Below are 24,049 nucleotides of genomic sequence, written 5' to 3'. Positions count from 1 at the left end.
ACTCAGACCTTTTCCAGATGTAACAGGGTTGTTTTCAGATGCAACGGGGCTATGGACCCTGCCTGTGATGGTCGAACAGGAAACTGCCGTCCGCGCCGTCCAGGCGGACAAAGGATTGCGGCATGGTCGTCGTCAGCCTTTTGTGGCGCCCAGGGTGAGCCCGGCGATGAAATGGCGCTGCATGGCAAAGAACATAATCACCGGCGGCAGGGCTGCAACCAGGGAGCCGGCGGAAATCAGCTGCCAGGACGCGACCCACTGTCCGCGCAGGGCCGCCAGGCCGACGGTGACGGGGCGGACCTCGTCGCTCTGCACCAGCACCAGCGCCCAGAAGTAGTCGTTCCAGATGAAGGTGAAGACCAGCACCGCCAGGGCGGCGCAGGCGGGGCGTACCAGCGGCATGACCACATGCCAGAAGACTTCGATCTCGGTGGCCCCTTCGACCCTGGCGGCTTCGATCAGCTCATGCGGCAGAGCCTGGATAAAATTGCGCATGAACAGCGTGCAGAAGCCGGTCTGAAAGGCGATGTGGAACAGGATCAGCGACCAGTAGGTGTCGTACATGCCAAGCTGCACCATCAGATCGCGCACCGGGATCATCAGGATCTGGAAGGGGATGAAGTTGCCGGCGATGAACATGGCGAAGAGCAATACGCTGCCCGGAAAGTTGTATTTGGCGAGCGCGAAACCGGCCATGGCCGAGATCGCCACGGTGATGGCCACCGTCGGCAGGGTGACGATGACGCTGTTCATCAGATAGAGGCCCATCGGCGTCGCGGTAAACACCGTGGTGTAGTTCTCCAGGATCTGCCACTCCGTCGGCAGGCCCCAGTAGTTGCCCTGGGTGATGTCGCTCAGCGAGCGCATGGACGTCAGCATCACGGCGGCCAGCGGCAGCAACCAGATGATAAGGGCGATCGGCAGGGAAATCCTGTAACCCCAGGCAACGGCGGGCGGTGCTTTCTGGATGGCGGTCGGGAACATCAGCCGCTCCTGCTCTCTTGTTTCAGCATGCGGTACAGGAAGAAGGCGATATAGACGTCCATGATCAGGAACAGGATCGTCGCCACCGCCGCGCCGTAACCCATGCGGTAATTGAACAATGACTGTTCGTACATGTAGTAGGCCAGGACGGTCGAACTGCCGAAAGGGCCGCCGGCGGTCATGATGGCCACCAGATCGAAGCTCCTGAGGGCCCCGATCACGGTCACCACCACGGCGATGAAGGTCGCCGGGCGCAGCTGCGGCAGGATGATGTGATAGAGCATCGACCAGCCCTTGGCGTTGTCGATGCGGGCGGCCTCGATCACCTCGCCGTTCAGGTTGTTGAGCCCGGTGAGGTAGAGGATCATGCAGTAGGCGGTCTGCGGCCAGAGCCCGGCGATGACGATGCCGTAGGTGACGTAGCGCTCGTCCGAGAGGACCGGTATCGGGTCGCCCCCGAACAGCGTGGTGATCTCGCTGAGCAGGCCGAAGCTGGGATCGTAGAACCAGGCAAAGACCAGGCCGACCACCACCTGGCTGATGACGAAGGGAAAGAAGAACAGCGATTTGACGAGACGGATGCCCCAGACCTTCTGGTTCAGGTAGAGCGCGATGGCGAGGCCGATGACCGGCGAGAGCATGAAGAGCGCCAGCCAGATGACGTTGTTCCAGAGCGCCACGTAGAACAGTTCGTCGTCGAAGAGTTCGACGTAGTTGGCCAGCCCGACCCAGACCTTGTCGCCCAGGCCGTCCCACTCGTGGAAGCTGACCCAGATGCTCTGGAGGATCGGATTGACCACGAAGAGCAGGAACATGAAAAAGGCCGGCGCCAGGAACAGAAAGGGCGCGATCTTCGTCTGGTTGCGATACCAGTAGGAACCTCTGCCACGAAGTTCGATCGGGTCTGCCTGGGCGCTCATTTCCCCCTCCACAGGCTGGGTAGGTTTGCGGCCGGGGCGGGTGTCGGGCCCGTCCCGGCCGAACAGGCTACTTCTTGAAGATCCGCTGCCGCGACTTTTCCAGTCGGGTCAGTATTCTGTCGAGACGGTCGGGCTTGACCATGAATTCCTGGAAGCCCTGCATGCCGAGCTTGGCCATCTCCGGGTCTGTGTCGCGGTCGTAGAACTGTGCCAGCCCCTCAGAGGCGGACAGCATCTTGAACCCGGCCTGCAGGAAGCGGTCGTCCTTTACCGTCGCGTCCTTGTTGGGCGGCAAGCGCTCCAGCACCTTGTTCATCGCCGTTTGATTGTCGGCCCGCGCAACGAAAGCCAGGAACTTGCGGGCGTCTTCCTTGTTCTGCGCGCGCGCCGGAATATGCACCGTGTCGATCGGTGCATCTTCATACATCGGTATATCCGGATTGATCACCGGGAACTGGAAGAAAGCCATCTTGTCGGCGATTTCCGGCGGGAAGAAAGGGACGAAGAAATTGCCGATGAGATACATCGCCGCCTTGCCCTGGAAGATGAAGGGCTGTGCCTCCTGCCAGGAATAGGTGGCGTGGTTCTCCAGGAAATGCCCGGCCTCCACCATCTCGCCCCACTTGGCGAAGACCGCGCGCACCCGGTCGTCGGTGTAGGGCACTTTGCCGTCGGTGAGTTCAAGATGGAAAGGCAGGCCGTTGACGCGCATGTTCAGGTAGTCGAACCAGCCGCCCGCCGTCCAAAGGTATTTGGTGCCGATGGCGATCGGCGTGATGCCGGCTTCTTTCAGCTTGCCGTTCACCACCATGAACTCGTCCCAGGTCGTCGGCGCGCTCAGGCCCAGGTCGTCGAAGATGTCTTTACGGTAGTAGACGCCCCACTGGTAGTAGCTCCAGGGCACGCCGTACTGCTTGCCCTCGATGGTCATCGCCGAGAGGCTGGAGGCCATCGCCTCCTTCAGGCCGTTGGTCTGCCAGACGTCGCTGACTTCCTCCAGCAGGCCGCGGTCGACGAAGGCCTTCATGCGGTTGCCGGCAAACCAGGTGATGACATCGGGCGCCTGGGAGGACAGGAAGTTGCGCACGGAGGTCTTGAAGCCTTCATGGTCGAAGACGTTCAGCTTGACTTCGACATCCGGGTTCTCCGCTTCGAAGCGCTCGATCAGTTCCTCGAAGGCTTGTTTGGGGGCCGGATCCGACGTTCCGGCATTGATCACCAGGGTTCCGGCCTCTGCCTGAAGCGGCTGGGCCAGAAGTGCGAAGTTGAGAGCGAGGGCGCCGACGAGAACCGCCAGCCGCCGCGAGAAGCATGTCACCTTAGTTCCTCCCAGTATTAATTTTTTTCCCGTGCCGCACCTCAGAGGGAGCCGGTTACGCGCAATGGTAGACTCTTAGCGAAGGCCTGCATATGGCCTTCTTGGTTTTTCCACAGGGGCGAATCTGTGGCATTGCGGCGCTTTTTCCCCCGTAAATCGCCGTTGGATCCCGACCAAATCTCTGACAAACAACGCTTCGCGGCTATCGTTCCACTTGAGTTCAGATACGTTTTCGCAAAGCCATCACAATTCCGTCACTTTCGCCAACTATCGTATGCGCAGCTTTGAAAGATTCGGGCTGTGGCCGGCGGATCGAGAACCCGGAACCGCACAGACCGAGGATGTGTTTTTCTGCCCGCGTGCCGTTCGGCGCGTGTTCGATCCCCTCCTTGCCGCCGATGGTTCGAGAGCGCGTTGCGCTGGTGGGTGGCGGTTGAGCATCCACCCTGTGAGCTTGCCCAACCTGTGAACTTGTACGGACCGGACCCACATTTGTGGCTCCGGTCTTTTTTTCCTTTGCCTTCTGTGGGACGCTTTGCGTCTTCATCGGCTTTCACGTTTGTTTTTTCCGGTCTGCCGCAGTGAGCCGAGGTCTTCCGGTGCAAAGAGCAGTGTCATGTCCCGCATAGTTGTCGACAGCAGCCCCTGGCAGACTGCGCCGCGTGCCCTGCCCAGGGGACAGGCGGTTTTTGCCATTGGCGATGTCCACGCCCATGCCGAGCACCTCTGGATGCTGCATGAGCGGATCAGCGGTATCATCGCGCTCGAACATGGTGACAGCGAAGTCTCGGTCGTCTGGCTTGGCGACTACATCGACCGCGGTTGGGAGCCGTTGCAAACCCTGGACCTGGTCGCCGCCGGCCTGGGCCAGCCCGGTGTCACGGAGATCAGGCTGATGGGCAACCATGAGCGCTACCTCATCGACGCGGTAACCGGCCTGGATCTTTCTCTACCGCGTATGCTCCATTGGTGGCGCTATGGCGGTGAAGAAACCCTGAAGTGTCTGGCGCCGGAGGCCGAGATCGAAAATCCCGAGTCTGTCGGTGCGGCCCTCAAGGAGTCCCTGGGAGAGGGGAGAATCAGGTTCCTTCAGGCATTGCCCCTGCAGCATCGCATCGGCGACTACGTTTTCGCCCATGCCGGACTGAATCCGGACCGTCGCCTTGACGAGCAGGAAGAAGAGGATCTGCTGTGGATCCGCGAACCCTTCCTGAGCGGCTTCGATTGGCCGCATCCGGTAACGGTCGTGCATGGCCATACGCCGGAAGGGCCGGTGGCCCTACCCCATCGTATCGGCATCGACAGTGGTGTCTTTGCCAGTGGGTCTCTTTCGGCGGTGGAGCTGCACGGAGATGGCCTGCGGTTCCTGACGACGCGCATAGAGCGCTAGCGGCGGCGCCGGTTCTCGCGGCCTGTCAGACGCCTGAAGCTCCCCTCCAGGTTGAGTTTGCCGACCGCAGCTCACTTTTTCTAATCGATTGTATTAAGCAAAGCCTAAGCATTGTCGGCATAGGATGACGGCAGATTACCGCTTGTGCGTCCGACCCCTCCCCGGCGGCCCGTACGGGCCCAGATACGGATCAGGAATCATCCGCGCTTCAGAAGGGCACCATGACCGAGGCAAAGCAGAAGCGTCAGGCTGAGATTCCGGCGGCGGAATCGGAAGCCCTCCGCGAACAGCGGGACCGCTTTCTGGCCTTCGCCTTCGCAGCTTCTGACCTGCTCTTGGAAATCGGTGACGACAGCCTTGTCCGCTACGCCCTTGGGGCCACCAACCAGCTGATCGGCGGATCGCCGCAGGACCTGATCGGCACAGGCTGGCTGGAACTCTTCGCCCCCGAAGACAGACCGGTTCTTGTCGCAAAGATCGGCAAGCTGACCTCCGGAAAGCGCTGTGGCCCGATTTTGGTTACGATCGTGCCTGGCCGGCGTCTTGCAAAGGCGGCGGACAGCAAGGCCCGCAAGCTGTCCAGCAGAGGCATCAAGGTGATCTTCAACGCCTGCCGCATTCCCGGGCGGGAGGAAGTTGTCTACTGCACCATTACCGTAGCCAATGCGGCTTTGGCCAAACAGGCGCGGGCGGCGGCAGCCCGCACAGAGAGCGGTCTGCTCGAACGCAAGGCCTTTGAGAGCGCTGCGATAGAAACCCTGGAGACCACCAAAGCGCTGGGCCAGGATGTCGAACTGACCTTCATCGAGTTTATCGATGCGGAGCTGTTCCGTGACCGGGTCGGTGTCGACCGTTGGCAGGCGTTTTGCGCCGACGCCGGTGCGGTCATGCGCGATGGCGCCATCGACAACGATGCCGCCGGTGCGATCACGGAGGACCGCTTTGGCATCGTTCACGAGGCCGGTGCGGCTGTCGGCACCGAAATCCGGCGCCAGCTGCAGGACCTCGCCCAGGCATTCGATCCCGCGGGCGGCGGCCTCGACGTCGAGCAGGCGACCATCGAGGCCGGCGATGGCGAGCTGACCAGCGAGGAAGCGGCCCAGGCCCTGGTCTACGCCATCAACAAGGTTGCCTCCCTTGGTGCTTCGAAGCTGACCTTCTCCGACCTTTCCGGCAGTTTCCAGGAACAGGTGTCGGAAACCCAGGAGCGGATCGCTGCCTTCAAGGCGGTGGTGGCGGAGAACAAGTTCGACTTCGCTTTCCAGCCGATCGTCGATCTGGAGAGCCGGGAGATCTCCCACTTTGAGGCGCTGGCCCGCTTCGCCAAGGGGGAATCGCCGTATCAGACAATCGTCTTTGCCGAAGAGGTCGGCCTGATTCAGGATTTCGACCTGGCCAGCAGCCGCCGCGCCATCACCTATCTCTCGCAGCAGAGCGCCGGCTCGCCGGTCAAGCTCGCGGTCAACCTCTCCGGACAGTCATTGCAGAACGATGCTTTTGTGGATGCCTTGATGGCCCTGGGCAAAGAAAACAGCGGTCTGGCGGGCCGCCTCATGTTCGAAGCCACGGAATCCTCTCGAATCCACGACCTGGACCGGGTCAGCCGGGTTTTCCAGGCGTTGAAGCAAATGGGTTTTTCGATGTGCCTGGACGACTTTGGCGCCGGCGCCGCGTCGTTCCAGTACCTCCGGGCGCTCGAGGTCGACTATGTGAAGATTGACGGAACCTACACCCGCCGTCTTCTGAGCTCCGACCGGGATTCCCTGCTGATCCGAAACCTCTGCGAGCTCTGCCGGGATCTCAAGATCAAAACCATTGCCGAGATGATCGAGCTTGAAGATCAGGTGACCGAGCTGAGCAGCCTCGGCGTCCATATGGGGCAGGGTTATCTGCTCGGAAAGCCTGCCCCGCAGCCGGTTTTCTCGAGGCCGGGCGGGTCGAGGTCCCGCCGCTGAGATAGGAACATAGTCAGAATTCAGGAGTCTTCGGGTTGATCGCAGCACTTCGTCACCCCAGATATAGTCAGGCGGTGCCACTGATGGGCCGCCGGACCGGGGAAGACCGACAAGGGTGCCCCAGGGTTCCGACCACAATCGCTGACCTTGCTCATGCATCGGAGGAGGAAAAGCAGCAGATGACACGCCTGTCGCTCTTCAACAGCCCGCTCCTGCTCGGTTTCGAGCAGTTCGAGCAGGCCATAGACCGCATTTCGAAAACCGCTGAAGGCTATCCGCCCTACAACGTCGAGCAACTCGCCGAACACCGGCTGCGGATTACCCTTGCGGTCGCCGGCTTTGCCGAAGAAGACCTCTCGGTTCAGATCGAGGACAACCAGCTGGTCATCCGCGGCAAGCAACAGGATGACGAGGAGCGCGCCTATCTCCACCGGGGCATCGCAGCGCGCCAGTTTCAGCGCAGTTTCGTTCTGGCCGACGGCATCGAAGTAACCGCCGCCGCACTCGCCAAGGGTTTGCTTCACATCGAGCTGGAGCGCGCCCTGGTGGAGCCGGCGGTTCGCAAAATCAAGATTGCTACCAGGGAGTCGCAGTCAGGGGAGTCGCCATCCATTCAGGCAATTCGAAAGGAGAGTCAGGCATGAACGAACAAACCGCCGTTCGCGAACTCTCGCCCCAGGACTTCCTCCTGCTGGGCATCAATGACCTTGCTTTTGTGAAAGCGGGCCGTCTTGAGGACAAGGACTGTTTCCTGGTCTTCTCCGCCGACGGAACCCAGATGGCGGCATTGGCCGACCGCGATGTCGCCTTTGCCGCGGTGCGCCAGAACGGTATGGAACCGCTCAGCGTTCACTGACGGCATCGAGGCCCCGCACGGATCGAAGGGTCGGTGACCTACCGGCCTCCCACTCACTGGGTCATGAAAGTAAAGAGGCGGCCCGCTTTGCAGCGGGCCGCCTCTTCTTTTTTGCTCGAAGGCCGGCAGGCCTTTCCCGTGCTTTTTCAGGCTGCGTGGCTGGTGGCGCCCTGGGTCAGCAAAGCATAAACCGCATCGGCACTGTCGGTGCCGCGCAGCTTGTCGCAGATCGCCCGGTCGCGGAACAGCCGGGAAACCCTGGCCAAAGCCTTCAGATGATCGGCGCCGGCGGTTTCCGGGGCCAGAAGGACGAAGATCAGATCCACAGGCTGCTCGTCGATCGCATCGAAGTCGATGGCGCTCTCCAGCCTGGCGAAAAGACCATAGAGGCGGTCCAGCTCCGGCAGCTTGCCATGAGGGATGCCGATCCCGTGGCCGACGCCGGTCGTGCCCAGGCGCTCGCGCTCGATCAGCACTTCAAAGACCGCCCGTTCGGGTTGGCCGGTGAGTTCCGCCGCCTTCTTCGCCAGCTCCTGAAGCGCTTGCTTCTTGCTGGTCACCCGAAGGTTTGGGACCACGTTTTCCGGTGCAATAAGATCGGATAGTTCCATGAGATACTCTTGAATGCTCGCCCGATTGCTCAGGGGGTCACGCCTTACGGTTACCGCGGGGATCAATCCAGCCGATGTTCGCGTCGCTGCGCCGATAGATCATGTTCAATCCTCCATGCGCCGAATTCCGGAACATCATTGCCGGAAGATCCCCAAGGTCCATATGCATGACGGCCTCACTGACCGTCAGCGTCGGGATCTCTGTTGTCATCTCTGCGACAACGACAGGTTGATTGTCGCCGCCGCTCTCTTCACCCTGCTGATCTTCGCCGTCGCCCGCAAGGATATATTGCTGGGCCGGCAAGGGTGCTCCATCCATATGGACCACTTTGTTGTTGTGGTCGCGCAATCGGCGCTTATAGCGCCGCAGTCTGGTCGACAGCCTCTCCGCTGCGGCATCGAAGGCCGGGTAGGGCTCGCTGGCCTCGCCCTGCGCCTCCAACTTGATGCCCCGGCCGACATGGGCCGAAACAACGGCGCGATAGAGGTGCGCCTCCCGCGACAATGTCACAGAACAATCAATCGCATCCCCGAAGTACTTGTCGAGAATGCGAGAGAGGCTTTCATCAACGTGTGTCCGCAGCGCGTCACCGACGTCAAGCTGCTGGCCCTTAACAGAGAGCTGCATAATCTCTTTTTTGGATTGTAACGAGGTGGTTGGCCACCGTCATAGCATAGCCCTTTCCTGAGGGCGGGCGCAACATAGAGACGGGCCAAGTCAGTGTCAATAGAGTCACAGAACCGCTTCGTCAGCCCACAGCGTCCGCTTATGTTTTATGCCGAATCAAATGGTTAATTTCCGTTAACGCTTCCAGGCTTTTCTCACCGCCGCTGTACGGAAGAGGGGATTGGCGTCGCGCCGCGGTCCCGCGCCGCCCTTCGGCTTTTCTTTGCGATCAAGGGGTTAATCCGTCGATCCTGCGGGGGAAACGCTGTGGCCGGCTTCCCGGTCCTGATCAAAGAATATCGCCGTCTCAGCGCCTTGGGATGCCTGCCTGAGAAGCCTGCCTGCTGGATTTTCGCAAACCGCCCCCGGGATTTTGTTGATCGGCGGTCTTGAAGCGGGAGAGGGGGCGTCCTCTCCAGGCGTCTACAGGCTTCTGGCCTGAGAGGATTTTTCCCGGCGCCGCTGAACGGAGGACGGTATCCGCATGGCTTCGCGGTACTTTGCTACCGTCCGGCGGGCGATATCGACGCCGTCCTGGCGCAGCAGGTTCACGATCGTATCGTCCGACAGGATCTTCTTCTGGTTTTCACCTTCGATCAGCAGCTTGATGCGATGGCGGACCGCCTCGGCCGAATGGGCCGTACCGTCGGCACCGGCGATCGAAGCGGTGAAGAAATACTTCAATTCGAAGGTGCCACGCGGTGTGGCGATGTATTTGTTGGAAGTGACCCGGCTCACGGTCGATTCGTGCATTTCTATTTCCGTCGCGATATCGCGCAGGGTCAGCGGTTTCATATGCTCGACCCCCTTGCGGAAGAAGGCATCCTGCTGTTTGACGATCTCATGCGACACTTTGAGGATGGTCGTGGCCCGCTGGTGCAAGGCCTTGACCAGCCAGTTGGCTGACTGCAGCCGGTCACTTAGGTATTCGCGCTCTTTCTTTGAGCGAAGCTGCGTGTGGATCTGGGCGTAGTAGTCGGAGTTGACCAGAAGCCGGGGCATGGTGTCGCTGTTCAGCTCGATCAGCCAGCCGCCTTTGCGGTCCGGCCGCATCAGGACGTCGGGGATAACCGGCTGCGCCACGTCCCCGTCGAAAGAAAGGGCCGGCCGTGGGTCCAGCGCTTTGATCTCCGCAACCATATCGGCCAGGTCCTCCTGGTCGACGCTGCAGATTTTTCTCAGGCGCGCCAAGTCGCCCTTGGCCAGTGTCTCCAGATTCTCGACCAGTGCCTGCATCGCCGGGTCGTAGCGATCTTTTTCCTGCAGTTGCAGCGCCAGGCATTCGGCCAGCGAACGCGCAAAGATGCCGCTCGGTTCAAAGCGCTGCAGCTTGGCCAACAGGCTTTCAATCTTTTCCAGCGGGCAACTCAGCTGCTCGGCCAGCCCCTGCAGCTCGACGGACAGATAGCCGCTGTCGTCGAGCAGGTCGATCAGGCAGGTGCCGATTGCCCGTTCGACCGGGTCGGTGACCGCAAGATGAAGCTGGTTCGAGAGATGCTGGCGCAGGGTGATGTCTTCGGAGAGGCGCTGCTCCAGCGAGAAGTCATTGTCGTCGCTGCGCCCGGCGCTCATCGGGCGGTTTGAAAAGGCCGCTTCGTCGGCGCCGCCCTCCCAGGAGGCACCGTTGGTGAAGACGTTGTCATAGTCGGTGTCGAGCGGCGCTTCGCCGGCAGCCGGCAGTCGCTCGGCATTGGCCTGGTCAAGGCTGTCGGTTACCGGGGGGTCGGCCATCGTGGCGTCGGCGAGGCCGCTGCCGCTATCCGGGCTACCGCTGTCCGGGCTTTCGCTTCCGGCAACCGCAGATGAAGAAGGGGGTTCTGCCGCAGGGTCGAATTCAGGATCCCGCTGGTCCACACTTGGTGTGTCCAGCGGGGTATCGCTGCTGCCGTCCTCGCGATCGAGCAGAGGATTCTGCTCGATTTCCCGGTCAACTTCCGCCGCCAATTCCAGGTTGGAAAGCTGCAGCAGCTTTATCGCCTGCTGCAGCTGCGGCGTCATGACCAGAGATTGGCGCTGACGCAGTTCCAATCTTTGTGTCGCCGCCATATTGCTTAACCTTTTAGAGGCTAAACCTTTCGCCCAGGTAAACGCGTCGGACGTCCTCGTGGGCGACGATGGCATCCGGTTCGCCTTCCATCAACACGACGCCATCGTGAATGATGTAGGCGCGGTCGACGATATCCAGCGTCTCACGAACATTATGATCGGTGATCAAGACGCCGATGCCGCGATCCTTGAGATGGGACACAAGATCGCGGATATCGCCCACGGCGATCGGGTCGATGCCGGCGAGCGGTTCGTCCAGCAGGATAAAGCTGGGCTGGGATGCCAGCGCCCGGGCAATCTCGACGCGCCGCCGCTCGCCACCGGAAAGCGCCACCGAAGGGGTGCGGCGCAGATGGGTGATGGAGAATTCTGCGAGCAGATTCTCCAACGCGACCTCGCGCTTCTCACGCACCGGTTCGATCACTTCCAGGACACTGCGGATGTTCTGTTCGACCGTCAGCCCGCGGAAGATCGATGCCTCCTGGGGCAGGTAACCGATGCCAAGGCGCGCGCGCCGGTACATCGGCATGTCGGTGATGTCGTGCCCGTCGAAGGTGACCCACCCATAGTCCGGTGAGATCAGCCCGGTCACGATGTAGAAGCAGGTGGTCTTGCCGGCGCCGTTGGGGCCGAGCAGGCCAACCGCCTCGCCGCGCTGAAGCGACAGAGTGACGCCGCGCAGAACCGGGCGCTTCTTGAAACTCTTGCCGATGTTCACGACCATCAGGCCGGTGTTGTCGGTAACGAGGCGCGGGCCATCGCCTGCCCCGTCGGCCTGCTCCGCCGCCGCCGGGGTTTCCCGAGGGCCTTGGCTCGAATTGCTCACCAGGATTCTTCCCTTAACCGATGCACCACCTTCCTGTTACACCAAGACGGGTGCCAGACCAAGGTTTCCATGGTGTGAGTCCTGCCTTTGATCACGAGCCGCCGGCGGAGGGCGATGCTTCTTCCGGTGCCTGCTCCGCGGGTTCTTCGGACTCGGATTTTGGTTTGGAGCGGGGCACCACGATCGCCGTAACCGGGGCCTGCGTCTGGCTGCCCGGTGCCGCGCCTTTCAGGTTGCTGATGCCGGTTGCCAGGTTGACCTCGGCATACTCGCCGTTCAGCTGGTTTTCTTCCTGGGTGATCTTCACGTCGCCGGTCAGGGTCGCGATTTCACGGTCCACATAGTAGACGCCTTCGTTGCCGGTGACGAACTCGCGCTGGGTGCGGATCTCGACGTTGCCCTCGGCATCGATGCGCTTCACCTCCATCTCGCTCTGGGCATTTTCGGTGAAGTTGGCGATCAGGACGTCAGCGCGGATGTGCTTGTCCTCGTGATAGGCATTGGCATCGCCGCGCGCCACGGCCTGCTGATTGGCTTCCCAATATTCCAGGCTGTCGCGGGCGGTGAGGCGGTCTTTTTCACCCTCAAGGCGCAGGTCCTCGCCGGTCATGATGAAGACCTGTTCGTCCAGCTTGTAGCGCCCCTTGTCGCCGTAGACGGTGCCTTCGGGGGCGTTGATCCGCACGTTGCCGGTTGCCTCCAGCAGGAAAATCTCACTGTCTCCTTCCGGCGACTCGCGGTAGTAGGCGGTGAGGACCTCGGCCAGCACCTCGACTTCGCCGCTGGCCGCCCGGGCGTTGCCGCGGGCGATATAGGTCTTGTCGTTGCGGTTCCATTCGATGCCGTCTTCGGCATTGATTTCCAGCGGTTCATCGCTTTCCTGCAGGTTGCCGATAGCTTGGCCGTTTGCCGGCAGCGGCAGGACCGCGGCGGCAAACAGCGCCAAGGCGGTCAGCAGGACGAATCGTGACGCGGGCCCGGTCGTCAGCCTGGCGGTCTTTGCGGCGGCGCTGCTCATTTCAGGCTCTCTTCTGCATTGGGTAGAATGAGCATCCGGCTTTTGCCGGTGAAAACAATGATCTGACCCTTCTCTCTCATTCGAAAGCCCTCGGCCTGGAGTTCGCCTGCCGGCCCCTGGCCGCTGACGGCAGAATCGCCGGCCGCCGTGCCTTCCTTCAGGTCGACGGTGGCGGCGTCGGTGGTCATCTCAAAGCCCTTGTCGTGGGTCAGATGAACCGTGCCGGTCAGGTTCAGGATTTCGACCTCCTGGTCAAAGTGGCCGAGACGGGCGGAAATGCCGATCCGGGCCCCCTCGGTGGTTTGCATCTTCGCCTTGGGGTGCTGCAACTCGACGACGTCTTCGTTGTCCGGGGTCTGGCTTGCCATGTCAGCGGTGATGTTGAAGGGCTGATTGTTTTCATCGACCCCGCTGAAGTGTGCGTTCAGCATGTTCAGGTTTTTCGCCTGATCCCGGGCGATCTTTGAAAAGTCCAGCCCAAGGCTGCGCTGGTCGGGGATGATCTGCGGCCAGGCGATCACCAGCAACACCAGGCCCGTCGCCAGGGCCGGCAGCAGGAATTTCATCGAGGTGACGAAAAGGCTATAGCTGTTGCGGCCGGAAAGGCGCGGCGGTTGCAGTGCTTTCTGGACGGGCACCGGGGAAGGCGCCTGCCGCCCTGGAGTACCGATGCCGTTGATCGCCGTGTCAGCCATGAGCGCCCATCATCCTATCAAGCCAGGCCTGCGCGCAGGCAGTCGTGCATGTGAAGGATCCCGACGGGCTGGTCGGCGGGCCCGGCTTCATCCACAACGAAGACGCAGAGGAACGGCGGCTGGCTGGTATTCATCAGGGCCACCGCTTCGGCCGCCAGCGCGTTGGCGCGGATGGTGTGCGGCGAGGCCGTCATGATATCGCCCGCTTTGCAGGTCAGCAGGGATTGGTCCATGTGGCGGCGCAGATCGCCGTCGGTGATGATGCCGAGCAGCCGGCGGTTCTCATCGACGATGCCGATGCAGCCGAAGCGACACTCGGTCATGATCAGGATCGCTTCGGACATGACGGTATCGGCGGTGCAGAGCGGCAGGGCCTTGCCGTCGTGCATCAGATCGCTGACCCGCAATAGGCGCTTGCCGATGGCTCCGCCCGGGTGGAGCAGTTGGAAATCGCTGGTGGAAAAGCCGCGCCGTTCCATCAAGGCAACCGCCAGGGCGTCACCCAGGGCCAGCATCATGGTGGTGGAGGTGGTCGGCGCCAGGCCCATGGGGCAGGCCTCCGGCGCGGCCGGCGGGATCAGCGGCACGGTCGCGGCTTCCGCCAAAGCGCTCTCGGTCTTTGCCGTGATGGCGATCAGCGGGATCGCGAAGCGCTTGGCATAAGTGATGATATCGCTCAATTCCAGCGTATTGCCGGAGTTGGACAGGGCGATGACCGCGTCGGCCGCGGTGATCATGCCCAGGTCGCCGTGGCTGGCCTCGCCCGGATGGACGAATTGGGCCGGCGTTCCGGTAGAGGCCAGGGTCGCGGTGATCTTGCGGGCGATATGGCCGCTTTTGCCCATGCCGGTCACAACCACACGCCCCTCGACGGCGGCCAGCCGGTCGATCGCTTCCACAAAGCGGTGATCGAGGCTCCGGGCGAGGGTTTCCAATGCCTCGGCTTCGACTTTCAATACACGGCGGGCCACCTCCAGATCGGCGGTCTGCACCGTGTCGCGGGCATTCAATTGAGCTTTCATGTCTTCATTTCTATCCGGTGGCGGCTCAAGCGCCGCGCAAGCCAGCGCGAACTGTTTCGGTGCAAGATGTCTTCACCCCCAAATGACGGCCTTTGCCGGATACTACGGCGAAAGGCATCGCAGCATCCCCCCTGATCCAGCGGTGCGGCGGAAAAACACGCCGGCACCAGCGATTCCAAGGGATAACACTCCTTTGTCACTTCTGCCAGCCCCGGCGCCGCTTTAAGCGGGCTCGGGCAACAAGCTTTAGTGAGCGAAGATGTCGACCTCGTTCCAGCCCGCCATGTCCAGGGCCGCCCTGGTCGGCAGGAACCGAAAACACGCCTGCGCCAGCGCCATGCGCCCCTCGCGCTCCAGCATCACATCCAATCTGGTCTTCAGCTGGTGCAGATACAAGACATCGGAGGCCGCATAGTTCAGCTGGTCCCGGCTCAGGGTTTCCGCGCCCCAGTCCGAGGATTGCTGCTGCTTGGAAATCTCGACGCCCAGCAGCTCGCGGCAGAGATCCTTCAGGCCGTGGCGGTCGGTATAGGTGCGCACCAGCTTGGACGCGATCTTGGTGCAATAGACCGGCGCGCAGTCAACCTCGAGGTAGCGCCGGATCGCTGCGACATCGAAGCGGGCGAAGTGAAAGAGCTTGGTGATTCCCGGATCGCCGAGCAAAGCCTTCAGGTTGGGCGCGTCGTACTGGCCCTTGGGGAACTGAACCAGGTGGCAGACCCCGTCGCCGCCGGAAAGCTGCAGCAGGCAGAGCCTGTCGCGCTTCAGGTCCAGTCCCATGGTTTCGCTGTCGATGGCAAGGGAATCGCCAAAGCTCAATCCGTCCGGCAGATCGCCGATATGAAGATGGATTTCAGGGTTCGCCGCTGCCATTGATGCTCCTTGTCGCTGGCCTAGTTGTTTACAGTAGACGCCGCTCTGCGGCAGGGCGGACAGCCGCTTCTCGGCGGGCCAGAAGTCCAACATAGGCGGTGATTTGAGGCTGTCAACTTGCGCGCGGGCTTTGTATAAATCCGCCTAGATATACGCCGCGCCATCCGCTTTCATGGTAAGCAAAGCGTGTGAATTTGCCGGCTTTGCAGCTTCGGGGCGCGCGGCGCGGCGGTGACGGCAAAGGGGATGACATGAGCAGCGGTATTGTCACGGTCTTCGGCGGCTCCGGCTTCATCGGCCGCTATCTGGTTCAGCGCCTGGCGCAGGACGGTTGGATGGTCCGGCTGGCGGTGCGTCATCCGGCCCGCGCCAACTTCCTGAAACCGCTCGGCGATATCGGCCAGATCACGCCGCTCTGCGTGCCGGTGCAGGACCCCGAGGCGGTGGCGGCGGCCCTGCACGGCGCCGATGCGGCGGTCAACCTGACCGGCCTTCTCTATGAGAGCGGCAAGCAGCGCTTTCAGGCCGTTCATGCCGAGGCTGCAAAGACGATTGCCGAGGTTGCAGCGGCCGAAGGCCTGAGCGCCCTGGTCCAGGTGTCGGCGATCGGCGCCGATCCTTCGGCGCAGGCCGCCTATGCCCGCACCAAGGGCGAAGGCGAGGCGGCGGTTCTGCAGGCCTTTCCCCAGGCGACGATCCTGCGGCCCAGCGTGGTTTTCGGACCGGAAGACGGATTCTTCAACCGCTTCGCCGAGATGGCGCGCTTCGCGCCGGCCCTGCCGCTGATCGGCGGCGGCAAAACGCGGTTCCAGCCGGTTTACGTGGACGACGTAGCCCGGGCCGCCGCCCTGGCGCTGAAGGACCCGGCCTGCCGGGGCAAGGTCTACGAATTGGGCGGCCCCAAAACATACAGCTTCAAGCAGCTTCTGGAGCTGCTGATGAAGACGACCGGGCGGCGGCGGATGCTGGTAAACCTGCCGTTCGGCATCGCACGCCTGCAGGCGGCTTTTCTGGAGCTGCTGCCGGTGCCGCCCCTGACCCGCGATCAGGTAACCTTGCTGCGCAGCGACAACGTGGTGAGCGAAGGCGCTCTGACCCTGCAGGATCTGGGGATCGAGGCGACTACGGTTGAATCGATCATCCCGACTTACCTGGACCAGTACCGCGTCGGCGGGCGCTTCGCCGACCGTAAGCTGTTCTAGAGTCTTTCTGGGTTTGACGGCACCGGCCCGCTCCCCCTCCCGGCCACCCATAGGATACTGGCGTTGGGTGGCCGGGAGGGGGAGCGGGCCGGAACCGATTCGACGTAAGTCGAAAACGCTATAGAGGATTTTCAGCTGCCGCTGTCCGGCGCGAAAAGGGCTTAGACTGCGTAGACCCACCAGAGCAGCACCCCGCCCAGCAGGATGCGATAAATCACGAAAGGCGTGAAGGAGGCGTGGCGGAGCCAGCCGACCATCAGGAGGATGGAGACCAGCGCCACGACGAAGGCCATAACGCCGCCGATCAGCGCCTCGTAACCAAGCTTGAGATTGCCGCTGGCATAGAGGTCGCAGCCGGCCAGGGTGCCCGCGCCCAGAATGGCGGGAATTGCCAGCAGCAGTGAAAAGCGCGCCGCCTCCACCCGCTCGAAGCCCAGGAAACGCGCCGCCGTCATGGTGATGCCGGAGCGGCTGGTACCGGGAATCAGGGCCAGCACCTGGGCCAGGCCGATCAGGATGCCGGAGCGGAAGGTCATGTGGTCGATGCGGCGCAGGGTCATGGCGCTGCGGTCCGCGACAAACAACAGTACCCCGAAGCCGATGGTCGCCCAACCGATCACCGCGGTGCTGCGCAGATGGGTCGAGATCTGGTCCTTGAACAAGCCGCCGACCAGAATCAGCGGCAAAGTGCCGACGACGATCATGACCGCTAGGCGGGCCCCCGGCGTCCAGCGCCCGACGGCCAGACGCCCAAGGCCGCCCAGCATCTGTCCGATTTCCCGCCAGGCATAGCAGCAGACCGCCAGCAGGGTGCCCACATGGACAGCAATATCCAGGGTCAGCCGGTCCTGTTCGGCCTGCTCGATGCCGTTCATGCCGATGGCATCGAAGCTGTGCCAGGCCAGGATCAGGTGCCCGGACGAGGAGATCGGAAGGAACTCCGTGATGCCCTGAACGACGGCCAGGATGACGATATGGAGCAGGGGCAAAGGCGTTCTTTCCGGTAAATCAGGCGGCGGCACGAAATCAGGCAAAGCGAAAGGCGCTCGGCGAACGATCAGCCAAGCACCTTGAACCTCAGAAGGGTTTCAACACAGTTAATCAAACGTGAAAAATCGGGCGGAGATGTGATTGCGGTCCTCGGTCAGCTGAATGGCCACGACTTGCAGGTGTTTCCCCTGGAACACGGGATCTCTCTTTCGGGTCGGCGTTTGAAACGCCCGTTGTTTGAAACGCCCGTCGGTCTTTTTGGACGGCTTCGCGCGGGCTTATAGCACCCCAGGGGCAGGCCTCCCAGTCCACAATCCGGGCGGCCCGGTGTCAGGTTTGGTCAATTGGTCTCATATCGGTACTATTGGAAACGGATGCGTGGAGCGGGCCGCTGAATTCTCGTGACTGAATCCGCTGCGTGAGGTATATAGGTCAGTATTGGTGACATAAATACCGGTTTTTCCTCGATCCGGCTGGCAGCTTCGTCTATAGACGGGCTCCGCAAAGCGGTAAGCCGGGATGAGGCCTTCTGTATCGGCAGGACGGCCGCAGTCTTGGAAAGCCTCTCCGTAAGGATGAGGCCAAAGAAAACCGAATACGGATTTGGGGAAGAGTCTGATGGCCAACAAAATGTTGAAGTTCGTCGATCTTGCGCGCGCCATGCCGGACAAGCGCACTGTCGATACGCGCCGCCAGGACTTTGGCGAGATCTACGAAGAATACGATCCGATTGCCGCCAAGGCGCAGGCCAGCCGCTGCTCGCAGTGCGGCGTCCCCTTCTGTCAGGTGCACTGCCCGCTTCACAACAACATCCCGGATTGGCTGATGCTGACGGCCGAGGGCCGCCTGCGCGAAGCCTATGAGATGTCCCAGTCGACCAACAATTTTCCCGAGATTTGTGGACGCATCTGCCCGCAGGACCGGCTCTGCGAGGGCAACTGCGTGATCGAGCAGGCCGGCCACGGCACGGTGACCATCGGGTCGGTCGAGAAGTACATCACCGACACGGCCTGGGAAGAGGGCTGGGTCGAGCCGGTGAAGCCGGTGAAGGAGCGCGGCGAATCGATCGGCATCGTCGGTGCCGGCCCGGCCGGACTGGCCGCCGCCGAGGAGCTTCGCCGCAAGGGCTATCAGGCCCATGTCTACGACCGTTACGACCGGGTCGGCGGTTTGATGATCTACGGCATCCCGAACTTCAAGCTGGAAAAGGAGATTGTCCAGCGGCGCAGCGATCTGCTGGAGCGCGGCGGGGTGCAGTTTCACCTCAACAGCGATGTCGGCGGCGCCCTCAGCTTTGCCGAGCTGCGCGAACGCCACGACGCGGTGCTGATCGCCACCGGCGTTTACAAGGCGCGCGACATCAAGGTGCCGGGCATCGGCCTGGATAACGTCTTCGCGGCGATGGACTTCCTGACCGCCTCCAACCGCAAGGGCCTGGGCGATTCGGTGCCGGCTTTCGACGACGGTACCCTGAATGCCGCCGGCAAGTCGGTGGTGGTGATCGGCGGCGGCGATACCGCCATGGACTGCGTGCGCACCGCCGTGCGCCAGGGCGCCAAGGCGGTGCGCTGCCTCTATCGCCGCGACCGCAAGAACATGCCGGGCTCCCAGCGCGAGGTCGCCAATGCGGAGGAAGAGGGGGTCGAATTCGTCTGGCTCTCCGCCCCGGAAGCGGTTCTCGGCGACGGCAAGGCGGAGGCCCTGCGGGCGCAGCGCGTGCATCTGGGCATGCCCGATGCGACCGGGCGGCAGACGCCGCAGATTCTGGAAGGCTCCAGCTTTTCGGTGGAGGCCGATATCGTGATCAAGGCGTTGGGCTTCGATCCCGAGGATCTGCCGCGGCTGTTCGATACGCCGGGCCTGGAGGTCACCCGCTGGGGGACCGTGAAAACCGACTTCTCGACCTTGATGACCAATCTGGATGGCGTCTTCGCCGCCGGCGACATCGTGCGCGGGGCGTCTCTGGTGGTCTGGGCGGTGCGCGACGGGCGCGACGCGGCAGAACAGATCCATCGCTACCTGCAGACCAAGCCGGCCGCCGCCGCCGTTGCGGCGGAATAGAGGCTGGGGGAACGAAAGATGACGACAGATTCACCGAAAAAAGATTCACCGAAAAACGATTTCGTTTCCGCCTGGCGCAGGAACGCCGAGCTTCTGAGCCGCGAGGGTCTCTACGACCCCGCCGACGAACACGACGCCTGCGGTGTCGGCTTGGTGGCCTCCATCGACGGCAAGCCGCGCCGCGAAGTGGTGGTGGCGGGCATCGAGGCCCTGAAAGCGGTCTGGCACCGCGGGGCCGTCGATGCCGACGGCAAGACCGGCGACGGCGCCGGCATCCACCTGCAGATCCCGCAGGACTTTTTCCGCGAGCACGTCGCGCGCACCGGCCACGAGCCCGGCGACGAGATGCTGGCCGTCGGCATGGTCTTCCTGCCGCGCACCGACTTCGGCGCGCAGGAGCGCTGCCGCGTTCTGGTGGAGCGGGAGATCCTGAATTTCGGTTATACGATCTTCGGCTGGCGCCAGGTGCCGGTAAACACCGAGATCGTCGGCGAGAAAGCCAATCTGACCCGGCCGGAAATCGAACAGGTCATGATCGCCAACTCGCGCGGCGTCAGCGACCAGCAGTTCGAGATCGACCTCTACATCATCCGCCGGCGCATCGAGAAGGCGGCGGAAGAAGAATCGATCCAGGACTTCTACATCTGCTCGCTGTCCTGCCGCTCGGTGATCTACAAGGGCATGTTCCTGGCCGAGCAGCTTTCCACCTTCTATCCCGATCTGCTGGACGAACGCTTCGCCTCGAACTTCGTCATCTTCCACCAGCGCTATTCGACCAACACCTTTCCGACCTGGCGTCTGGCCCAGCCTTTCCGCATCCTCGCCCACAACGGCGAGATCAATACCCTGAAGGGCAATGTCAACTGGATGCAGGCCCATGAGTGCCGCATGGCCTCGGAGACTTTTTCCGACCATGTCGAGGATCTGAAGCCGGTCATCGCCGCCGGGTCCTCGGATTCCTCGGCGCTGGATGCGGTGGCCGAGCTGATGGTGCGGGCGGGCCGCAACCTGCCGATGGTGAAGACCATGCTGATCCCCGAGGCCTGGGGGCAGGACCCCTCGATGCCGCAGGTCCACCGCGATCTCTACAGCTACTGCAATGCGGTGATGGAGCCCTGGGACGGGCCGGCGGCGGTCTGCGGTTTCGGTGGCCGCTGGGCGGTCGCGGGCATGGACCGTAACGGCCTCAGGCCGATGCGCTACACCATCACCGACGACGGCCTGCTGTTTGCCGGATCGGAAACCGGCATGGTGCGCATCGACGAACAGCGGATCATCGAAAAGGGCCGGCTGGGCCCGGGCCAGATGATCGCCGTCGACCTGGGGGCGGGCAAGCTCTACCACAACGACGAAATCAAGGCCCATCTCGCGGCGCAGAAACCCTTTGGCGAGTGGATCGTCAACGTGACCTCGATCGACGACCTGCTGCGTCCGGACCACGGCGAGCCGGTCCGTTGGGAGGGCGAGGCCCTGCGCCGGCGCCAGCTCAACTATGGCCTGACCATGGAGGATCTCGAACTGATCCTCCACCCGATGGTCGACGACGCCAAGGAATCCATCGGCTCCATGGGCGACGACACGCCCCTGGCGGTGCTTTCCGACCGCTACCGCGGCATGCACCACTTCTTCCGCCAGAACTTCAGCCAGGTGACCAACCCGCCGATCGATTCCCTGCGCGAACGCCGGGTCATGACCCTGAAGACGCGCCTGGGCAACCTGGGCAACATCCTGGATGAGGACGAGGCGCAGCTGCGCATGCTGCAGCTTGAATCGCCGGTGCTCTCCAACGCCGAATTCGATGCGCTGCTCGCCCACATGGGCGATACCGCCGCCAATATCGACTGCACCTTCGCCATCGCCGGCGGCGAGACAGCCTTGGCCGAGGCCCTGGACCGTATCCGCCATGAAGCGGAGAACGCGGTGCGCGCCGGTTGCGAGCATGTCGTGTTGAGCGATGAAGCCGTCTCGGCGGAGCGCGCCGCCATTCCCATGATCCTGGCCACCGGCGCGGTGCATACCCACCTGGTGCATCAGAAGCTCAGGACCTTCGTGTCGCTGAACGTGCGCTCCGGCGAATGCCTGGACGTGCACTACTTCGCCGTGCTGATCGGCGTCGGCGCCACCGCGGTGAACGCCTATCTGGCACAGGAATCGATCGCCGAGCGTCACCGCCGCGGCCTCTTCGGCGACCGCCCGCTGGAAGACTGCGTGCACCGCTACATCAAGGCGGTGGACGACGGCCTGTTGAAGATCATGTCCAAGATGGGTATCGCGGTGATCTCCTCCTACCGCGGCGGCTGCAACTTCGAGGCGGTCGGCCTGTCGCGCACCCTGGTGGACGAGTTCTTCATGCCGATGCCCAGCCGCCTTTCGGGCATTGGCCTTACCGGTATCCAGCAGAAGATTCTCGGCCTGCACGAGAAAGCCTGGAGCGAAGACTTTCTGACGCTGCCGGTGGGCGGTTTCTTCCGCTACCGCCGCGGCGGCGAGAGTCATGCCTGGGAAGCGGGGCTGATCCATACCCTGCAGGCGGCCGTGGCCAGCGATTCCTACACCACCTACCGCAAGTTCTCCGAAGGCGTGCACCGGCAGCCGCCGAGCAACCTGCGCGACCTTCTGGGCTTCAAGACCGAAGGCACCACGCCGGTGCCGATCGAAGAGGTCGAATCGATCACCGCGATCCGCAAGCGCTTCGTCACCCCGGGCATGTCCCTGGGCGCGCTCTCGCCGGAAGCCCACGGCACGCTCAACATCGCGATGAACCGGATCGGCGCCAAGTCGGACTCCGGCGAAGGCGGCGAAGACCCGGCACGCTTCACGCCGCATCCCAACGGCGACAACGAAAACTCCGCCATCAAGCAGGTCGCCTCCGGGCGTTTCGGGGTGACGGCGCAATATCTGAACCAGTGCCGCGAGATCGAAATCAAGGTGGCCCAGGGCGCCAAGCCCGGCGAGGGCGGACAGCTCCCGGGATTCAAGGTGACGGAGATGATCGCCAAGCTGCGTCACTCGACGCCCGGGGTCATGCTGATCTCGCCACCGCCGCATCACGACATCTATTCGATCGAGGATCTGGCGCAGCTCATTTACGATCTGAAGCAGATCAATCCGCAAGCCAAGGTCTGCGTGAAACTGGTTGCGCGCTCCGGCATCGGCACCATCGCCGCCGGCGTCGCCAAGGCCAAGGCGGACGTCATCCTGATTTCCGGCAACGTCGGGGGTACCGGCGCCTCGCCGCAGACCTCCATCAAGTTTGCCGGGGTACCCTGGGAAATGGGCATCAGCGAAGTGAACCAGGTGCTGACCCTGAACCGTCTGCGCCACAACGTGACCCTGCGCACCGACGGCGGCCTGAAGACCGGACGCGATATCGTCATCGCCGCCATGCTGGGCGCCGAGGAATTCGGTGTCGGCACCGCCTCGCTGGTGGCCATGGGCTGCATCATGGTGCGGCAGTGCCATTCCAATACCTGCCCGGTCGGCGTCTGCGTGCAGGACGAGGCGCTGAGGAAAAAGTTCACCGGCACGCCGGAGAAGGTGGTGAACCTCTTCAGCTTCATTGCCGAAGAGGTGCGCGAGATCCTGGCCGAGCTCGGCATGCGCAGCCTCAACGAGATCGTCGGCCGCACCGACCTGCTGATGCAGGTCAGCCGCGGCGCCGCCCATCTGGACGATCTGGATCTGAATCCACTGCTGGTGAAGGCCGATGCCGGTGACGATCCGACCTACTGCACCCTGGTCGGGCGCAACGAGGTGCCCGAAACCCTCGACGCCCAGATCATCGAAGACGCCGAGCCGCTGTTCAAGGACGGCGAGAAGATGCAGCTGCAGTATTCGATCCGCAACACCCACCGCGCCATCGGCACCAAGCTGTCGGCGATGATCACCCGCAAATACGGCATGGCCGGGCTCGATCCCGACCACGTGACCGTCCGCCTGCGCGGCTCGGCCGGCCAGTCCCTCGGTGCCTTTGCCGTCCAGGGCCTGAAGCTGGAAGTGTTCGGCGATGCCAACGACTACGTCGGCAAGGGCCTTTCCGGCGGTACCGTCGTCGTGCGGCCGCTGACCTCGACCCGTCTGGCGAGCAACGAGAACACCATCATCGGCAACACCGTGCTCTACGGCGCCACCGGCGGAAAGCTTTTCGCGGCCGGTCAGGCCGGTGAGCGCTTTTGCGTGCGCAACTCCGCCGCCGTCGCGGTGGTCGAGGGCTGCGGCTCCAACGGCTGCGAATACATGACCGGCGGCGTCGCCGTGATCCTGGGTTCGGTCGGGGCCAACTTCGGGGCCGGTATGTCCGGCGGCATGGCCTTTATCTATGACGTGGAAAACACGCTGCCGGAGCGCATCAACGAGGAGTCGGTGATCTTCCAGCGCCTGGAGACCGAGTATTGGGAGACCGAACTGCGCGAGCTGATTGGCGAGCACTGGCGCGAAACCCAGTCCGCTTTCGCCCAGCAGTTGCTGGTCGACTGGGAACACGAGAAGGGACATATCTGGCAGGTCGTGCCGAAGGAAATGATCGACCGCCTCGCCCATCCCGTCAGCCGCGAGGCGGAGGCGGCGCAACGCGCTTGAACGGCCGTTACCCTTAAACGTTACTGTTCAGGTGCGG

General features: G+C 62.7%; 19 protein-coding genes. 7 read left to right on the top strand and 12 right to left on the bottom strand.

All coding sequences use genetic code 11. The features are described 5' to 3' along the window. Nucleotides 1-132: 132 nt before the first annotated feature. The 3 genes from HBA54_RS05100 to HBA54_RS05090 form a co-directional block, all read right to left on the bottom strand. The gene (locus HBA54_RS05100) at nucleotides 133-984 is read right to left on the bottom strand and encodes a carbohydrate ABC transporter permease (RefSeq protein ID WP_167222048.1); all 852 of its coding nucleotides are present in this window, start codon (nucleotides 982-984) and stop codon (nucleotides 133-135) included. Continuing rightward, a complete protein-coding gene (locus tag HBA54_RS05095) occupies nucleotides 984-1,904 on the bottom strand; it encodes a carbohydrate ABC transporter permease (protein ID WP_167222045.1) in 921 nt (306 codons plus the stop codon). Before HBA54_RS05095 ends, HBA54_RS05100 begins: the two co-directional genes overlap by 1 nt. A gap of 67 nt (nucleotides 1,905-1,971) precedes the next feature. Further along, nucleotides 1,972-3,222 (bottom strand): ABC transporter substrate-binding protein, encoded by a 1,251-nt coding sequence (locus tag HBA54_RS05090; RefSeq protein WP_205944423.1) that lies wholly within the window; start codon nucleotides 3,220-3,222, stop codon nucleotides 1,972-1,974. Between the two features lie 616 nt (nucleotides 3,223-3,838). Between HBA54_RS05090 and HBA54_RS05085 the strand changes: the two genes are divergently transcribed. The 4 genes from HBA54_RS05085 (at nucleotide 3,839) to HBA54_RS05070 (ending at nucleotide 7,423) form a co-directional block, all read left to right on the top strand. Further along, nucleotides 3,839-4,612, top strand: a complete 774-nt coding sequence (locus HBA54_RS05085; RefSeq protein WP_167222043.1) for a metallophosphoesterase — start codon at nucleotides 3,839-3,841, stop codon at nucleotides 4,610-4,612. Nucleotides 4,613-4,833: 221 nt separating this feature from the next. Beyond that, a complete protein-coding gene (locus tag HBA54_RS05080; RefSeq protein ID WP_167222041.1) occupies nucleotides 4,834-6,567 on the top strand; it encodes an EAL domain-containing protein in 1,734 nt (577 codons plus the stop codon). A gap of 179 nt (nucleotides 6,568-6,746) precedes the next feature. After that, nucleotides 6,747-7,211: an Hsp20 family protein gene (locus HBA54_RS05075; protein WP_167222039.1), complete on the top strand. Its 465-nt coding sequence runs from the start codon at nucleotides 6,747-6,749 to the stop codon at nucleotides 7,209-7,211. Then, the gene (locus HBA54_RS05070) at nucleotides 7,208-7,423 is read left to right on the top strand and encodes a DUF1150 family protein (RefSeq protein ID WP_167222037.1); all 216 of its coding nucleotides are present in this window, start codon (nucleotides 7,208-7,210) and stop codon (nucleotides 7,421-7,423) included. Before HBA54_RS05075 ends, HBA54_RS05070 begins: the two co-directional genes overlap by 4 nt. A 146-nt stretch (nucleotides 7,424-7,569) precedes the next feature. On the opposite strand, the gene ptsN is transcribed toward HBA54_RS05070, so the two are convergent. The 8 genes from ptsN to HBA54_RS05030 all read right to left on the bottom strand — a co-directional run bounded on the left by ptsN (nucleotide 7,570) and on the right by HBA54_RS05030 (nucleotide 15,181). After that, a complete protein-coding gene (gene ptsN / locus HBA54_RS05065) occupies nucleotides 7,570-8,034 on the bottom strand; it encodes a PTS IIA-like nitrogen regulatory protein PtsN (RefSeq protein WP_167222035.1) in 465 nt (154 codons plus the stop codon). 37 nt (nucleotides 8,035-8,071) lie between these two features. Continuing rightward, a complete protein-coding gene (gene hpf, locus HBA54_RS05060; RefSeq protein WP_167222033.1) occupies nucleotides 8,072-8,662 on the bottom strand; it encodes a ribosome hibernation-promoting factor, HPF/YfiA family in 591 nt (196 codons plus the stop codon). Between the two features lie 462 nt (nucleotides 8,663-9,124). Next, entirely contained in the window at nucleotides 9,125-10,747 is a 1,623-nt protein-coding gene (rpoN, locus tag HBA54_RS05055; protein WP_167222031.1) for an RNA polymerase factor sigma-54, read from the bottom strand. A gap of 13 nt (nucleotides 10,748-10,760) precedes the next feature. Beyond that, complete coding sequence (gene lptB / locus HBA54_RS05050) at nucleotides 10,761-11,573, bottom strand: LPS export ABC transporter ATP-binding protein (RefSeq protein WP_322095977.1); 813 nt, start codon at nucleotides 11,571-11,573, stop codon at nucleotides 10,761-10,763. Nucleotides 11,574-11,664: 91 nt separating this feature from the next. Beyond that, nucleotides 11,665-12,591: an LptA/OstA family protein gene (locus HBA54_RS05045; protein ID WP_167222029.1), complete on the bottom strand. Its 927-nt coding sequence runs from the start codon at nucleotides 12,589-12,591 to the stop codon at nucleotides 11,665-11,667. Beyond that, nucleotides 12,588-13,286: an LPS export ABC transporter periplasmic protein LptC gene (gene lptC / locus HBA54_RS05040; RefSeq protein ID WP_167222027.1), complete on the bottom strand. Its 699-nt coding sequence runs from the start codon at nucleotides 13,284-13,286 to the stop codon at nucleotides 12,588-12,590. Before lptC ends, HBA54_RS05045 begins: the two co-directional genes overlap by 4 nt. A 17-nt stretch (nucleotides 13,287-13,303) precedes the next feature. Continuing rightward, a complete protein-coding gene (locus HBA54_RS05035) occupies nucleotides 13,304-14,308 on the bottom strand; it encodes a KpsF/GutQ family sugar-phosphate isomerase (protein ID WP_167222025.1) in 1,005 nt (334 codons plus the stop codon). Between the two features lie 246 nt (nucleotides 14,309-14,554). Beyond that, nucleotides 14,555-15,181 carry a ribonuclease D gene (locus HBA54_RS05030; RefSeq protein WP_167222023.1) on the bottom strand — a complete coding sequence of 209 codons (627 nt, stop codon included), beginning with the start codon at nucleotides 15,179-15,181 and terminating at the stop codon, nucleotides 14,555-14,557. 251 nt (nucleotides 15,182-15,432) lie between these two features. Here HBA54_RS05030 and HBA54_RS05025 point away from each other — a divergent pair, with 251 nt between their 5' ends. After that, nucleotides 15,433-16,383, top strand: a complete 951-nt coding sequence (locus HBA54_RS05025) for a complex I NDUFA9 subunit family protein (RefSeq protein ID WP_167222021.1) — start codon at nucleotides 15,433-15,435, stop codon at nucleotides 16,381-16,383. 161 nt (nucleotides 16,384-16,544) lie between these two features. Here the strand turns inward: HBA54_RS05025 and HBA54_RS05020 are convergent, their stop codons facing one another. Further along, nucleotides 16,545-17,372 carry an undecaprenyl-diphosphate phosphatase gene (locus HBA54_RS05020; protein ID WP_167222019.1) on the bottom strand — a complete coding sequence of 276 codons (828 nt, stop codon included), beginning with the start codon at nucleotides 17,370-17,372 and terminating at the stop codon, nucleotides 16,545-16,547. 619 nt (nucleotides 17,373-17,991) lie between these two features. Between HBA54_RS05020 and HBA54_RS05015 the strand changes: the two genes are divergently transcribed. Together HBA54_RS05015 and gltB are read left to right on the top strand one after the other, a co-directional pair. Continuing rightward, nucleotides 17,992-19,434: an NAD(P)-dependent oxidoreductase gene (locus HBA54_RS05015; RefSeq protein WP_167222017.1), complete on the top strand. Its 1,443-nt coding sequence runs from the start codon at nucleotides 17,992-17,994 to the stop codon at nucleotides 19,432-19,434. An 18-nt stretch (nucleotides 19,435-19,452) separates the two neighbouring features. Beyond that, a complete protein-coding gene (gltB, locus tag HBA54_RS05010; protein ID WP_167222015.1) occupies nucleotides 19,453-24,012 on the top strand; it encodes a glutamate synthase large subunit in 4,560 nt (1,519 codons plus the stop codon). Nucleotides 24,013-24,049: the final 37 nt, after the last annotated feature.

Origin of the sequence: Pelagibius litoralis, assembly GCF_011683915.1 — a bacterium.
GTDB classification, from domain to species: Bacteria; Pseudomonadota; Alphaproteobacteria; order Kiloniellales; family Kiloniellaceae; genus Pelagibius; species Pelagibius litoralis.
This window is presented reverse-complemented; position numbering and strand designations above follow the sequence as displayed.

Coding starts and splice junctions, on each gene's coding strand:
- HBA54_RS05100 (WP_167222048.1), bottom strand. CDS start 984: ATGTTCCCGACCGCCATCCAGAAAGCACCGCCCGCCGTTGCCTGGGGT.
- HBA54_RS05095 (WP_167222045.1), bottom strand. CDS start 1,904: ATGAGCGCCCAGGCAGACCCGATCGAACTTCGTGGCAGAGGTTCCTAC.
- HBA54_RS05085 (WP_167222043.1), top strand. CDS start 3,839: ATGTCCCGCATAGTTGTCGACAGCAGCCCCTGGCAGACTGCGCCGCGT.
- HBA54_RS05080 (WP_167222041.1), top strand. CDS start 4,834: ATGACCGAGGCAAAGCAGAAGCGTCAGGCTGAGATTCCGGCGGCGGAA.
- HBA54_RS05075 (WP_167222039.1), top strand. CDS start 6,747: ATGACACGCCTGTCGCTCTTCAACAGCCCGCTCCTGCTCGGTTTCGAG.
- HBA54_RS05070 (WP_167222037.1), top strand. CDS start 7,208: ATGAACGAACAAACCGCCGTTCGCGAACTCTCGCCCCAGGACTTCCTC.
- ptsN (WP_167222035.1), bottom strand. CDS start 8,034: ATGGAACTATCCGATCTTATTGCACCGGAAAACGTGGTCCCAAACCTT.
- hpf (WP_167222033.1), bottom strand. CDS start 8,662: ATGCAGCTCTCTGTTAAGGGCCAGCAGCTTGACGTCGGTGACGCGCTG.
- rpoN (WP_167222031.1), bottom strand. CDS start 10,747: ATGGCGGCGACACAAAGATTGGAACTGCGTCAGCGCCAATCTCTGGTC.
- HBA54_RS05045 (WP_167222029.1), bottom strand. CDS start 12,591: ATGAGCAGCGCCGCCGCAAAGACCGCCAGGCTGACGACCGGGCCCGCG.
- lptC (WP_167222027.1), bottom strand. CDS start 13,286: ATGGCTGACACGGCGATCAACGGCATCGGTACTCCAGGGCGGCAGGCG.
- HBA54_RS05035 (WP_167222025.1), bottom strand. CDS start 14,308: ATGAAAGCTCAATTGAATGCCCGCGACACGGTGCAGACCGCCGATCTG.
- HBA54_RS05030 (WP_167222023.1), bottom strand. CDS start 15,181: ATGGCAGCGGCGAACCCTGAAATCCATCTTCATATCGGCGATCTGCCG.
- HBA54_RS05025 (WP_167222021.1), top strand. CDS start 15,433: ATGAGCAGCGGTATTGTCACGGTCTTCGGCGGCTCCGGCTTCATCGGC.
- HBA54_RS05015 (WP_167222017.1), top strand. CDS start 17,992: ATGGCCAACAAAATGTTGAAGTTCGTCGATCTTGCGCGCGCCATGCCG.
- gltB (WP_167222015.1), top strand. CDS start 19,453: ATGACGACAGATTCACCGAAAAAAGATTCACCGAAAAACGATTTCGTT.